The following is a 13149-nucleotide window of genomic DNA, read 5'->3' as shown; positions in this document are numbered from 1 at the left end:
ATGTCGTCTGCGCCCGAGGAGTCAGCTTTGCTCTTTCCCGACGAGATCAGTTCGTCGGGTGTGCGAGCCGACCCGACCGAGATTGCAGGCCTGCGGGTCGTCACGAGGCGGTGGCTGGCGAAGCTCCCCCTCAGCGAGGACCAACGACAGGACATACTGCTCGCGAGCTACGAAGCGCTCGCAAATGCCGTCGAGCACGCCTATGCGCCGGACGATGCGCACGGGACGCTCGACTACGAGGCGGCGTATCTGCCCGACGAGGGTGAGGTGGTCGTGCGGGTCGTCGACCACGGCTCCTGGCACGACGCCGTCGACAGCGACGCCCGACGTTCACGCGGTCACGGGTTGACGCTGATCCGCAATCTGGCCAGCGATCTGCAGGTCTCGGCCGGCCCGAAGGGCACGGTCGTCGAGATGCGATGGGTCCTCGAAGAGACGGACAGGCCGAACAACGAACTCTCGTCCCACGACGCGAGCTGATCTGCGCGGTAGGCGCGCGTCGCGAGTTCTCGGATACGAAGCGGCCGTGGGAGGAGCACGATGCTCCTCCCACGGCCGCTTTCGTCATACCTGTCGTTGCGGGTACGGCCCGTGCGACGGAACGCCCGTGCATCTTTGCTCGAGCAGATCCCGGTTCACCCGGTCGAGGACGGTGTGTCGACGACGGTGAAGAAGTCGCCCACCGCGTATCTGCGGGACATTTCACTGCCCTGACGGGGCGAATCAGGTGTTCCTCGCTATCGTGGCGGGAACCCTGTGACCCTGACAGGGGGTTTCCGGCGGGCATTCGGGTTCGAAGGGTCCGTGCGGGACGGTGAGTGAGGAGGCGACGATGGCGCGTTGGAATCCACGCGTGGTACTGGACTGGTTGCGGGCGGGATATCCCGAGGGGATCCCGGCCAAGGATCACTTCGCGTTGCTTGCCGTGCTCAAGCGCCGGCTCACCGAAGAGGAACTTCTCGAGGCGATCGAGACGGCAGCGGCGACCGCGTCGGAACATCCGGAGCGGCAGGTCGACCACGACACATTGCGGAAGATCGTGGCGGGAGTGATCCACGAGGAACCGGACCCGCAGGACGTCGAGCGGGTTCGCGAACAGTTGGTCGCTGCGGGCTGGCCCGTCGTGGGCGGTGAACTCTCCCGCGGCGACGAGCCGACCGAACCCGCCGAAGCGGATACGCAACCGACGACCGAGACGGCTGCGGCGCCGGCACCCGACGCCGGCGTTGCATCGGATACCGGCGCCGCGGAGCCGGTTCGCGAGGAGCGGGGGACGCAGGCAGGCGCCCGCTAGCCGACCGCGGCAAGCCGCGAATCAACCGACTGCGGCGAGCCGGGAATCAACCGACCGCGGCGAGCCGCGGGTCAGGCACTCGCGGCGAGTGCAGCGAGGGCGGGCACGAGCTGAGCGAGTGCCCGTCCTCGATGCGACTGTGCGTCCTTCTCCTCCGCGGACAGTTCCGCCGCGGTGCGTTCTTCACCTTCGGGCCGGAAGACCGGGTCGTAACCGAAACCGTTCTCGCCGCGCGGCTCGCGCACGATGCTGCCGCGCCATTCGCCGCGCACGACGGTCGTGACGAATCCGTCGTCCGACGGCACCACGAGTGCGCAGGCCGACACGAAGGCCGCGCCGCGACGCTCGTCCGGCACGTCCTGCATCTGGCCGAGCAGCAGTGCGGTGTTCGCCTCGTCGTCGCCGTGGCGTCCGCTCCAGCGCGCCGAGAGCACGCCGGGCATGCCGCGCAGGGCGTCGACCTCGAGACCGGAGTCGTCGGCGACGCAGGGCATACCCGTGGCTGCGACGCCGTCGCGAGCCTTGGCCCCGGCGTTCGCTTCGAAGGTCTCCCCCGTCTCGGGCGCCTCCGGGTACGGCGGGACGGTGTCGAGGCCTACGAGTTCGATGCCCTCGATCCCGGCACGGTCGAGCACGCGCTGCAGTTCGCGCAGCTTCTTCGCGTTGCGACTTGCGACCAGCACCCGCACGTCAGGCTCCGAACTTCTTCTTGCCGGCCTCCGCCTCGACCGGCTCGGGCAGGGCGCCCGGGTACGGCTCGGCGAGCACTTCGCGCTGGATCCGGCACAGTTCCTCGATCCCGGCGAGCGAGGAGTCGAGCATCGCGTCGAGCGTGGAACGCGGGAAGGTCGCGCCTTCGCCGGTGCCCTGGACCTCGACGAGGGTGCCCGTCTCGGTGGCGACGACGTTCATGTCGACCTCGGCGCGCACGTCCTCCTCGTAGGGCAGGTCGAGGCGGACACGTCCGTCGACCACGCCGACGCTGACGGCGGCGATCTGGCACGAGATGGGCTGCGGGTCGGCGAGGCTGCCCGCGGCACGAAGGTAGGTCACCGCGTCGCACAGTGCGACGTAGGCGCCGGTGATGGCGGCGGTGCGGGTGCCTCCGTCGGCCTGCAGCACGTCGCAGTCGATCGCGATGGTGTTCTCGCCGAGCGCGGCGAGGTCGATGCACGCGCGCAGCGACCGGCCGACGAGCCGGCTGATCTCCTGGGTGCGGCCGCCGAGCTTGCCCTTGACCGATTCGCGTCCGCTGCGGGTGTGGGTGGCGGCGGGAAGCATCGCGTACTCGGCGGTCAGCCAGCCGAGGCCGGAGCCCCTACGCCACCGCGGGACGCCTTCCTCGACGCTGGCGGTGCACATCACGCGGGTCTGTCCGAATTCGACGAGCACGGAGCCCGCCGGGTGGTTGGTGAATCCCCGGGTGATGCGAATGTTCCGGAGTTCGTCGTCCGCTCTGCCGTCTTCTCGTGTCGTCACTCGTCCGAGCCTAGGCGATCCGGGGGCGGGCCCTTCAGATGCGGTACACGTCTCCGGCGGTGACCGCGTGGACCGGTCCGGAGTACTCGGCCTTGGCCTCGGCGATGACGTCCTCGCGGGAGGTCCACGGCGGGATGTGGGTCAGGAGGAGTTCGCCGACACCGGCGAGGGCCGCGACGCGACCGGCTTCGGTGCCCGAGAGGTGCACGCCTTCGGGGCGTTCCCCCGGGGCGTGGGTCCACGAGGCCTCGGCGAGCAGCACGTCGGCGCCGCGGGCGAGTTCGACGACCGAATCGCACATGCCGGTGTCGCCGGTGTAGACGAGGGTGCGGCCGGAGTCGCTGGTGATGCGGAAGCCTTAGGCCTCCGGCGGGTGGTGGACGCGGCCGGGGCAGATGGTCAGGCTTCCGAACCGGATCGTCTCGCCGTCGCCGAGCATCCGGACGTCGAGGGTGTCGCTGACGTCGTCGACCTCGCCGGGGATCTCCGCGGACGCCACGCCGATGCGGTGGGCGGTGCCGGCGGGACCGTAGGTGAGGACGCGCCCCTGCGGCGGGGACGGCGAGTAGCGGCGCCAGACCAGCAGTCCGGGCAGGTCGAGGCAGTGGTCGGCGTGCAGATGGGACAGCAGGATCGACACTTCACCGGGGTCGGCGTGGCGCTGGAGCGCACCGAGGACACCGGGACCGAAGTCGATGACCAGGGGTGGGGTGTCCGGTGCCGTCAGCAGGTAGCCGGAGGCTGCGGAATCCGGCCCGGCCACACTGCCCGAGCACCCCAGAACGGTCATGCGCATATCAGCCATGCTGCCATGCCGAGGGTCCCTCGATGAAGCCAACGCGCGTATTGCGGCGCAGACTCACAGTGGCCGGGAAGGTGTGACGCGCGGATCGTTCGGCCACTTCGCGAGGCCGAACGGTGGCTCTCGGCGCGGGTGGTCAGCGCGGCATGACGGAGGTGGTGGTGCGGCGGGCGCGACGCGCGTCCGCGGACAGCGCCCACGCCGCGAGGACGCCGCCGACCGCACCGAAGAAGTGCCCTTCCCAGGAGATCCACGGTTCGCTCGGCAGCACGCCCCACAGCATGCCGCCGTAGAGGAACAGCACTACGACTCCCAGCAGGATCTGCCCGGCCTTGCGGGTGAACACACCTCGCACGATCAGATAGGTGAGCCACCCGAAGATCAGGCTCGACGCTCCGATGTGGGTTTCGCCCGAGCCTGCGATCAACCACGTCCCCACCCCTGCGACCACCCAGATGATCGCGGTCGCGGCCAGTCCGCGCCCGATACCGGAGAGCAGCACCAGGAAGCCGAGGACGAGCGCGGGCACGGTGTTGGCGGTGAGATGGGCCCAGTCGGCGTGCAGGATCGGCGCGAACAACACGCCCCACAGTCCGTCGGCGGTGCGGGGTTCGACACCGGCCGCGTCGAGATCGGCGGGGAGCACCGCATCGACGGCCTCGACGCCGTAGAGCATCGCGACGAACCCACCGATCCACAGACCGGCACGCTGCCAGATCGGCCGGATGCGGGTGTCGGCGCCGGTACCGCTGGGAATGGTCATGGCACCATTCTGCCGTCACGTACCGGTCAGCGGCCGAAGACCGAGGGCAGCACGTCGCGATAGGCGGGGATGTCGGCCACGGAGGTCGCGGACAGGATCGCGTCGACGATCGCGCGTTCGACCACCACCGCCGCGGCCTCACACACGGCGGCGAGGATCGGCAGTTCGGCGGCGAAGGCCGGGATCGACGGGGAGTCGCGGAGTGCGTCGGTGACGTCGGCGGTGCCGGTCGAGAGGGCGAAGATCGTGTCGCCGTCGAGCGGGGAATGCGCGGGACGGATCGCGCGGCCGAGCCCGTCGTGCCCGGTGACCGCGACGCGACGGCACGCCGCCTTCGACAGCGGTGCGTCGGTAGCGACCACACCGATCGTGGTGTTCAGGACGGTGCCCTTGTCGCCGAGCGCGCGGGCCGCGGCCAGATCCGACGCGGAGGGCGACGACAGTCCGAGTTCCTCGGCTCGCGCGGCGTCGACGCCCCAGGGCAGGCCGGTCACGGGGTCGAACACCGAGCCGACGGGGTTGGCGACCATCAGCGCCGCCACGGTCACCCCGGCTGCTGGACCGTCCGTGATCCGCACGCTCGCCGAGCCGATGCCGCCCTTGAGCGCCCCGGCGCGGGCACCGGTGCCGGCGCCGGCGCTGCCGCGCTCGAGGTGCGTGGAGCAGGCGGTGGCCGCGGCGGTGCATCCGGAATCGGCGGTCGGGCGCGCGGACCACTGGCCCACCGGCAGGTCGAAGATGACGGCGCCGGGGACGATCGGGACGACCGCGCCGGGCGCGCCCATCGGGATCCCCTTGCCGTTCTTCTCGAGATAACGCATCACGCCGTCGGCGGCGGCCAGCCCGTACGCGCTGCCACCGGTGAGGAGGACCGCGTCGACGCGCTGCACGGAGTGACTCGGATCGAGCAGGTCGGTCTCCCGCGTGCCCGGTCCCCCGCCTCGCACGTCCACCGATGCGACGGCGGACGGGTCGGCGAGCACGACGGTGCATCCCGTGGCGGCGCCCGTACCGGGAATCTCGGGGGTGCCTACGGTGACCTCGGGATCGAGGCGCTGCCAGTGACCGACACTCAGACCCGCCACGTCGAGCAGCGAATCGGTCGGCCCCGGCACGATCACGGCTGAAGCGCCTGGACGAGGGAGTCCTGCATCCATGTCAGCCAGTGGTAGACGTCGAGATGCGGGGCACGCGGATCGTCGTCGTCGAGAACATCGGGGGTGTCGGCGTCGATGCCGAGGGTGGTGCCGAGCGCGAGCCGCACGTCGTTGAGCCCGTACAGCCAGGCTTCGGCCTGTTCGGGATTGAGCACCACCTTGCCGCCGCCTTCGGGCACGGTGCGCAGGATGACCGCGCCGGCGGCGAGCTTGGCGTCGATGATGCTCGGTTCGTGCAGGCTCCGCATCGCACCGTTGAGGTCGGCGGCGTCGTCGCCGACCTCGGCGACGGCATCGGCGTCGGGGCGGTGAAAGTCGGGAAGGAGTCGTCGCAGCGCCGGGATCTCGGGCGGGGTGGCGTTACCGGTGCGCAGGCCGGTCAGCGCCGCGAGGTCGTCCTGCGGGGCCTGTCCGGCGCGTTCCTCGAGCATGCCCAGCACGGAGGACACGAGCGACCGCAGCACCGACGCTTCGTGGGCGTCCATCTCCGACCGGAGCTTGGGGCCGCTGAGCGAGTTCTTCCTGGTCCACTGCCGCACGTCGGTCGGGCCCTCCTGTGGGGATCATTCGTCGCGTTGCATCGTCGCCCACAGCCCGGCGGCGTGCAGACGCTGCACGTCGTGTTCCATCTTGTCACGCGAACCACTCGACACGACGGCCTTGCCCTCGTTGTGGACCTTGAGCATGAGCTCGGTGGCCTTGGCCTTGCTGTACCCGAACAGCTTCTGGAAGATGAACGTCACGTAGTGCATGAGGTTGACGGGGTCGTCCCAGACCACGGTCACCCATGGCCTGTCGACCGCTTCGATCTCCTCGACGATTTCGGCCTCGGCAGGAACGGCCTGTCCCGCCATGGCCTGAACGGCCTGGCCGGCCATGAATCGGACGTCGAGCGGAGTGGTCGTACTACACGGCGCCATGTTCCCAGGGTACGACTTCGGAGCACGGCGAAAAACCCGCCTCGGAGGCCGTGGCTCTACAGTGATCGGGTGCCCGAAGCCATTCACCGTGCCGGTCGTCCCGGCACCGCACTGTTCACGGACAAGTACGAGTTGACCATGCTCGAGGCTGCCCTGGCGGACGGCACGGGCGACCGCCCGTGCGTCTTCGAGGTCTTCGCCCGGCGTCTTCCCCCGGGCCGGCGGTACGGCGTCGTCGCGGGCACCGCACGGTTGGTGGAGGCACTCGAATCGTTCCGGTTCGACGAGGCCGAGCTCGAACTCGCCGCCGGTTTCCTGGCTCCGCGGACCGTCGAGTGGCTGCGCGACTTCCGGTTCTCCGGCGACATCGACGGCTACCGCGAGGGCGACTTCTACTTCCCGGGCTCACCGATCCTGTCGGTGAGCGGCACCTTCGCCGAGTGCGTCCTGCTCGAGACGTTGACGCTGTCGATCTTCAACCACGACAGTGCGATCGCGTCGGCGGCGGCACGGATGGCGAGTGTGGCCGACGGCCGCGCGCTCATCGAGATGGGGTCGCGGCGCACCCACGAGGAAGCGGCGGTCGCCGCGGCGCGCGCGGCCTATCTCGCAGGATTCGACTCGACGTCCAATCTGCAGGCCGCGCAGCGGTACGGCATTCCCGCCGCAGGTACCGCCGCGCACGCGTTCACCCTGCTGCACACCACGACGGCCGGTCGCGACGAGGCGTCCGCCTTCCGCAGCCAGGTCGAGAGCCTCGGTGTGGGCACGACCCTGCTGGTGGACACCTACGACATCACCGAGGGCGTGAACACGGCGATCGCGGTGGCCGGCCCCGAACTCGGTGGCGTGCGGATCGATTCGGGTGATCTCGGTGTGCTCGCCCGCCAGGTGCGCGCACAGCTGGACGGGCTCGGCGCGACCCGCACGAAGATCGTGATGTCGGGTGATCTCGACGAATACGGGATCGCGGGCCTGCGGGCCGAGCCGGTCGACGCCTACGGTGTCGGCACGTCGCTGGTCACGGGGTCGGGGGCTCCGACCGCGGGCATGGTCTTCAAGCTCGTGGAGGTCGACGGCATCGCGGTCGAGAAGCGCAGTGCGGCGAAGGAGTCCCGAGGAGGCGCGAAGCGGGCCGTCCGGTATGCGCGGAGGACGGGCACGCTCGTCGAGGAGGTCGTGTACCCGGCCCGCGCCGAGCAGGTCCCGCCGGGCGAGGGTTCGCAGGTCCACGAACTGATGATCCCGTTGGTCCGCGGCGGCGAGGCGGTCGGCGATCTGCCTACCCTGGAGGAGAGCCGGGAGTACCTCCGGCAGGGCATGGTGCGTCTGCCGTGGGAGGGCCTGACGCTCTCGGCCGGGGATCCCGCCATCCCCACCCGCTTCGTCCGTGAGGGGTGAGTGCCATGCGCGCATTGTTGGTGGTCGACGTCCAGAACGACTTCTGCGAGGGCGGTTCGCTCGCCGTGGAGGGTGGCTCGCGGGTGGCGTCCGACATCACCCGGTTCCTGCAGGCGCGCGGTGACGACTACGCACACATCGTCGCGACCCGCGACCACCACGTCGATCCCGGGGATCATTTCTCTCCCGAACCCGATTTCGTCGACTCGTGGCCGCCGCACTGCCGGGCCGGGACGCCGGGCGCGGACTTCCATCCGGAGCTGGCCACGGACCGGTTCGAGGCCGTCTTCTCGAAGGGGGCCGACGACGCGGCCTATTCGGGCTTCGAGGGAACCGACGACGAGGGCACGATGCTGGCGTCGTGGTTGCGCGACCGCGGCGTGACGGACGTCGACATCGTCGGGATCGCCACCGACCACTGCGTGCGGGCCACCGCGCTCGACGCGATCGAGGAGGGTTTCGGCGCGCGGGTGCTGCTGCCCTACACCGCGGGGGTGTCGGAGACGACGATCCGCCCGGCACTCGAACGGATGCGCGAGGCCGGCGTCGAACTGGTCACCGACATCTCCGGAGTCACAGATATCGCCGAAGTCACAGGTAGCGGGGCCGCAGGCCGAAGGTGACGGTGGGGACCGATACCCTGTGCCGGTGCCGGATCTCCCCGAAGTCCCAGAATTGCTGCGAACCGCGGTGCACGCACTGGGCGGTAAGGAGCGGCGCAACCAGCTGACGATGGCCTCGGCCGTCGCGCACAGCATCGACACCGGCGAACACCTCGCCGTACAGGCCGGCACGGGTACCGGTAAGTCGCTGGCCTATCTCGTGCCGAGTATCCGGTACGCGGTGAAGACGGGCCGCACCGTGGTGGTCTCCACCGCGACCATCGCGTTGCAGCGGCAGCTCGTCGAGCGCGACCTGCCGCGACTCGCCGACGCCCTCGCCGGTTCGCTCGGCCGGCGCCCGCGTTTCGCGATCCTCAAGGGTCGCGGAAACTACCTGTGCCTGAACAAGATCCATACCGGCCTCGCCGAGGAGACGCCCGACGCCGAGCTGTTCGACGCGTTCGCCCTCTCGCGCATCGGCCGCGAGGTGCGGCGGGTGACGGAGTGGTCGTCCACCACCGAGACCGGCGACCGCGACGATCTGTCTCCCGGCGTCTCCGATCAGGCGTGGCGTCAGCTCTCCGTCACGGCGCGCGAGTGCCTCGGCAAGTCGCGGTGCCCGGTGGGAGAAGACTGCTTCGCCGAGATCGCGCGAGCCGAGGCCGCGCAGGTCGACGTAGTCGTCACCAACCACGCGCTGCTCGCGATCGATGCCATCACCGGCATCTCGATCCTGCCCGAGCACGACGTCGTGGTCGTCGACGAGGCGCACGAACTCGTCGATCGGATCACGAACGTCGCCACGGCCGAGTTGTCTCCGGGCACGGTGTCGGCGGCCGCGCGGCGCTGCGTCAAGCTCGTCGAGGACGAGGAGATCGATCGGCTCGACGGTGCCGCCGAGAACTGGGAGTCGTTTCTCGAAGCACTACCGGCGGGTCGCTGGGACGAGCTGCCCGAGGGCGCCGCGGCCGCGCTGGCCTCGATCCGCGATGCCGCCTGGGCCGTGCACACGGCGATCGGACCGGCCAAGCCCGGCACCGACCCCGAGGTCGCCGCGGCCCGCAGTCAGGCGCTCGCGGAGATCGACGAGGTGCACGACTGCGCGGTCCGGGTGCTCACGACCTTCGAGCAGCGCGATCCCTCTCAGCGGCCCGACGTCGTGTGGCTCGCCGCCGACGAGTTCCGCGGCAACGTCCGCCGCACCGTGCGGGTCGCGCCGCTCTCGGTCGGCGGGTTGTTGCGCAGCCGGTTGTTCGGCGAGTCCACCGTCGTCCTCACCTCCGCGACCCTCACGGTCGGCGGGTCGTTCGACGGCCTCGCCGTCAACTGGGGTCTGCCGCCGCAGTCCCCCGCCCGTAGCGACACCACCTCCGCCTCCGGCGCCGAACCGCCTTCCGACAAGGGCGATCTCGCGTGGAACGGGATCGACGTGGGGTCGCCTTTCGATCATGCGAAGGCGGGCATCCTCTACATCGCGAAGCACCTGACGCCACCCGGCCGCGACGGTCTGCCGCCCTCGCATCTCGACGAGATCGCCGAACTCGTCACCGCAGCCGAAGGGCGCACCCTCGGATTGTTCTCCTCGATGCGCGCCGCGAAGGCCGCCACCGAGGCGCTGCGCGACCGTCTCGACACGCCGGTCCTGTGCCAGGGCGACGACGCGACGGGCGCGCTGGTCGAGAAGTTCGCAGCCGACGAGGCGACGAGCCTGTTCGGGACCCTGTCGCTGTGGCAGGGTGTCGACGTTCCGGGCCCGTCGCTGTCGCTGGTGCTCATCGACCGCATTCCGTTCCCCCGCCCCGACGATCCGCTGCTGGTCGCCCGGCAGCGCGCCGTCGAGGCGCGCGGCGGCAACGGATTCATGGCGGTCGCCGCCAATCATGCCGCCCTGCTGTTGGCGCAGGGTGTGGGGCGACTGCTGCGCAGCACCGACGACCGGGGTGTGGTGGCGGTGCTCGATTCGCGTCTGGCGACCGCGCGGTACGGCGGCTATCTGCGCGCGTCGCTGCCGCCGTTCTGGGAAACGGCCGATCCGGCGGTGGTCCGCCGGGCACTCACGCGTCTGCGCGGCTGAGCACCCGGCGGGCCCCGGCTCCTACGGGAGCGCGACCATGCCGAGTTCGGCGGGCGAGGCGAGCAGGCCGTGTCTGGGCAGCACCCGCACCGTGTAGCCGACGGCGCCGGCGAGCGGCAACGGCACCGTCGCGGTGAACTCCTCCCCCAGCGAATCGGTGCCGATGTGTTCCATCGGCACGGTGACGGGGTCGCCGATCGTGTCGTCGGAGCCCACGCGCCCGACCACTGCCTGCACCTCGACGTCCTCCGGGGTCAGGTCGCCGAGCTGGACGTGTGCGGTCAGCCCCAGCGGCAGGCCGATCTGCGGCACGTCCGGAATCGGCGTCGAATCGACCTGCGCGACACGTACTCCGGGCCACGCCGCCTCGATGCGGTGCCGGTAGTCGGCCAGCGCCCGCGCACCCGCGTAGTCGTCGGCGGTCACCTTCGCGGCCGCCGCGGCCGCGGGGATGTAGTAGTCGACGGCGTAGTCGCGCACCATGCGCGAGGCGAGCACCTTCGGGCCGAGATTCTCGAGCGTGTGACGCACCATCTCGATCCAGCGGGCCGGCACACCGTCGGAGTCGCGGTCGTAGAAGCGCGGCAGCACCGAACGTTCGAGCAATTCGTACAGGGCGGCGGCCTCGAGATCGTCGCGGCGGGTGTCGTCGACACCGTCGGCGGTGGGGATGGCCCAGCCGTTCTCACCGTCGAACATCTCGTCCCACCATCCGTCGCGGATGGACAGGTTGAGACCGCCGTTGAGGGCCGACTTCATGCCCGACGTGCCGCACGCCTCGAGCGGGCGCAGCGGGTTGTTCAGCCACACATCGCAACCCCAGTACAGATAGCGGGCCATCGACATGTCGTAGTTGGGCAGGAAGACGATGCGGTGCCGCACGTCGTACTCGTCGGCGAACCGCACGACCTGCTGGATGAGGGCCTTGCCGCCGTCGTCGGCGGGGTGGCTCTTACCGGCGACGACGAGCTGCACGGGCCGTTCGTCGTCGAGCAGCAACGCGCGCAGCCGCTCGGGATCGCGCAGCATCAGGGTGAGGCGCTTGTAGGTGGGCACGCGCCGTGCGAACCCGACGGTGAGCACGTTCGGGTCGAAGACCGACTCGATCCAGCCCAGTTCGGCCTCGGTGGCGCCGCGTTCGAGCCACGACTCGCGCAGCCGGCGGCGCACCTCGGCGACGAGCTGGGCGCGCAGCGTGTTGCGGGTCGACCACAGTTCCTTGCGGTCGATGGACTGGAGCAATTCCCAGCCGCGGGCCTCCTCGACCCGGTCGGGTCCGGCGAGCCGGTTGGCCAGCGCGATCCACTCGCGCGCGGCCCAGGTGGGGGCGTGCACACCGTTGGTGACCGATCCGATGGGCACCTCGGCGGCGTCGAATCCGGGCCACAGTCCTTCGAACATGCCGCGGCTGACCTCGCCGTGCAGCTTGGACACACCGTTGCAGCGCTGGCCGAGTCGCAGACCGAGATGGGCCATGTTGAACACGTTCGGGTTGCTCTCGCGTCCGAGCGCGAGGATGCGGTCGACCGTGAGGCCGGGCAGCAGCGCCGACTCGTTCTCGCCGTTGGTGCCCGAGAAGTAGTGACGGACGAGATCGATCGGGAAGCGGTCGATACCCGCGGGCACGGGGGTGTGGGTGGTGAAGACCGTGCCGGCCCGCACGGCGGCGAGCGCTTCGTCGAAGTCGAGTCCGGAGCCGGTGACGAGTTCGCGGATGCGTTCTGCGCCCAGGAAACCCGCGTGTCCCTCGTTCATGTGGAAGACGTCGGGGTCGGGCAGGCCGTGGATGCGTGTGTAGGCGCGCACCGCGCGGACACCGCCGACGCCGGCGAGGATCTCCTGCTTGATGCGGTGGTCCTGGTCGCCGCCGTAGAGGCGGTCGGTGACCCCGCACAGCTCCTCGTCGTTGGACGGGATGTCGGAGTCGAGCAGCAGCAGCGGGACGCGCCCGACCTGGGCGATCCAGATCCGCGCGTCGAGTGTGCGCCCACCCGGCACGGCGACCTGCACGAGCGCGGCGGTGCCGTCGGCCTCGGTGAGCAGTCGCAGCGGCAGGCCCTGCGGGTCGTAGGAGGGGTAGTGCTCCATCTGCCAGCCGTCGGCGCTGAGCGACTGCCGGAAGTAGCCGGAGCGGTAGAGCAGGCCGACACCGATGAGCGGCAGGCCGAGATCGGAGGCGGCCTTGAGGTGGTCGCCGGCGAGGATGCCGAGGCCGCCGGAGTAGTTCGGCAGCACCTCGGTGACACCGAATTCCATCGAGAAGTAGGCGATGCCGGCGGGCAGTGCCGCGCCGCGTTCCTGCTGTTCCTGGAACCAGCGGGGACGGGCGAGGTAGTGCTCGAGGTCGGCGGCAGCGGCATCGAGGCGGGCGAGGAAGTCGCCGTCCTCGGCGAGCGCGTCGAGGCGGGCGGGCGGCACCTCGCCGAGCAGCCGGACGGGGTCGTTGCTGCACCGGCGCCACAGGTCCGGGTCGACCGATTCGAACAGGTCCTGGGTCTGCGGGTGCCACGACCATCTGAGGTTGGCGGTCAGGGCTCCCAGCGCAGCCAGCCGCTCGGGAAGATGGGCTCGTACGGTGAACCGGCGCAGTGCTTTCACGGGGAGCACACTACCGACCGCGGGCGCTTCGTGACGGCCGGGCGTCGGATCTCACGTGC

12 protein-coding genes and 1 pseudogene are annotated in these 13149 nt (G+C 70.4%); 5 read left to right on the top strand and 8 right to left on the bottom strand.

Annotated features, from left to right (window positions below):
- Positions 1-27 precede the first annotated feature (27 nt).
- Positions 28-480, top strand: coding sequence for an ATP-binding protein (locus U9J23_RS08635; protein WP_272266431.1), 453 nt, complete (start codon positions 28-30; stop codon positions 478-480).
- A 352-nt stretch (positions 481-832) separates the two neighbouring features.
- On the top strand, positions 833-1294 hold the full coding sequence (locus U9J23_RS08630; RefSeq protein WP_059383998.1) for a DUF3349 domain-containing protein: 462 nt from the start codon (positions 833-835) through the stop codon (positions 1292-1294).
- Positions 1295-1365: 71 nt separating this feature from the next.
- Here the strand turns inward: U9J23_RS08630 and rdgB are convergent, their stop codons facing one another.
- From rdgB to clpS, 7 genes and pseudogenes are all read right to left on the bottom strand, one after another.
- Positions 1366-1977, bottom strand: coding sequence for an RdgB/HAM1 family non-canonical purine NTP pyrophosphatase (rdgB, locus tag U9J23_RS08625; protein WP_272266555.1), 612 nt, complete (start codon positions 1975-1977; stop codon positions 1366-1368).
- Positions 1978-1984: 7 nt separating this feature from the next.
- Positions 1985-2773 (bottom strand): ribonuclease PH, encoded by a 789-nt coding sequence (gene rph / locus U9J23_RS08620; protein WP_106200151.1) that lies wholly within the window; start codon positions 2771-2773, stop codon positions 1985-1987.
- 34 nt (positions 2774-2807) lie between these two features.
- Positions 2808-3569 (bottom strand): annotated as a pseudogene (locus U9J23_RS08615) (cyclic nucleotide-degrading phosphodiesterase).
- Positions 3570-3711: 142 nt separating this feature from the next.
- Positions 3712-4338, bottom strand: a complete 627-nt coding sequence (locus U9J23_RS08610) for a rhomboid family intramembrane serine protease (protein ID WP_059383965.1) — start codon at positions 4336-4338, stop codon at positions 3712-3714.
- A 26-nt stretch (positions 4339-4364) separates the two neighbouring features.
- On the bottom strand, positions 4365-5495 hold the full coding sequence (locus tag U9J23_RS08605) for a P1 family peptidase (protein WP_085467924.1): 1131 nt from the start codon (positions 5493-5495) through the stop codon (positions 4365-4367).
- Positions 5456-6034 (bottom strand): oxidative stress transcriptional regulator AosR, encoded by a 579-nt coding sequence (aosR, locus tag U9J23_RS08600; RefSeq protein WP_059383967.1) that lies wholly within the window; start codon positions 6032-6034, stop codon positions 5456-5458. The genes U9J23_RS08605 and aosR overlap by 40 nt, the downstream gene beginning before the upstream one ends.
- Positions 6035-6058: 24 nt before the next feature.
- Positions 6059-6415 carry an ATP-dependent Clp protease adapter ClpS gene (clpS, locus tag U9J23_RS08595; RefSeq protein ID WP_059383968.1) on the bottom strand — a complete coding sequence of 119 codons (357 nt, stop codon included), beginning with the start codon at positions 6413-6415 and terminating at the stop codon, positions 6059-6061.
- A 69-nt stretch (positions 6416-6484) separates the two neighbouring features.
- Here clpS and U9J23_RS08590 point away from each other — a divergent pair, with 69 nt between their 5' ends.
- Genes U9J23_RS08590 through U9J23_RS08580 form a run of 3 tightly spaced genes read left to right on the top strand, consistent with a single transcriptional unit; the run spans position 6485 to position 10492 of the window.
- Positions 6485-7816, top strand: a complete 1332-nt coding sequence (locus tag U9J23_RS08590; protein WP_272266429.1) for a nicotinate phosphoribosyltransferase — start codon at positions 6485-6487, stop codon at positions 7814-7816.
- A 5-nt stretch (positions 7817-7821) separates the two neighbouring features.
- Positions 7822-8439, top strand: a complete 618-nt coding sequence (locus tag U9J23_RS08585) for a nicotinamidase (protein ID WP_059383970.1) — start codon at positions 7822-7824, stop codon at positions 8437-8439.
- Between the two features lie 25 nt (positions 8440-8464).
- Positions 8465-10492: an ATP-dependent DNA helicase gene (locus U9J23_RS08580; RefSeq protein WP_174479670.1), complete on the top strand. Its 2028-nt coding sequence runs from the start codon at positions 8465-8467 to the stop codon at positions 10490-10492.
- Between the two features lie 21 nt (positions 10493-10513).
- Here U9J23_RS08580 and glgP read toward each other — a convergent pair whose 3' ends face one another.
- Entirely contained in the window at positions 10514-13090 is a 2577-nt protein-coding gene (gene glgP, locus U9J23_RS08575; protein WP_059384000.1) for an alpha-glucan family phosphorylase, read from the bottom strand.
- Between the last annotated feature and the right edge of the window lie 59 nt (positions 13091-13149).

The sequence above is a fragment of the Rhodococcus sp. PD04 genome, from assembly GCF_035918275.1.
Taxonomy (GTDB): Bacteria; Actinomycetota; Actinomycetes; order Mycobacteriales; family Mycobacteriaceae; genus Rhodococcus; species Rhodococcus rhodochrous.
The sequence above is the reverse complement of the archived record's forward strand: the minus strand, read 5'-3'. Positions and strand labels throughout refer to the sequence as shown.

Coding starts and splice junctions, on each gene's coding strand:
- U9J23_RS08605 (WP_085467924.1), bottom strand. CDS start 5,495: ATGGATGCAGGACTCCCTCGTCCAGGCGCTTCAGCCGTGATCGTGCCG.
- U9J23_RS08585 (WP_059383970.1), top strand. CDS start 7,822: ATGCGCGCATTGTTGGTGGTCGACGTCCAGAACGACTTCTGCGAGGGC.
- clpS (WP_059383968.1), bottom strand. CDS start 6,415: ATGGCGCCGTGTAGTACGACCACTCCGCTCGACGTCCGATTCATGGCC.
- U9J23_RS08610 (WP_059383965.1), bottom strand. CDS start 4,338: ATGACCATTCCCAGCGGTACCGGCGCCGACACCCGCATCCGGCCGATC.
- U9J23_RS08630 (WP_059383998.1), top strand. CDS start 833: ATGGCGCGTTGGAATCCACGCGTGGTACTGGACTGGTTGCGGGCGGGA.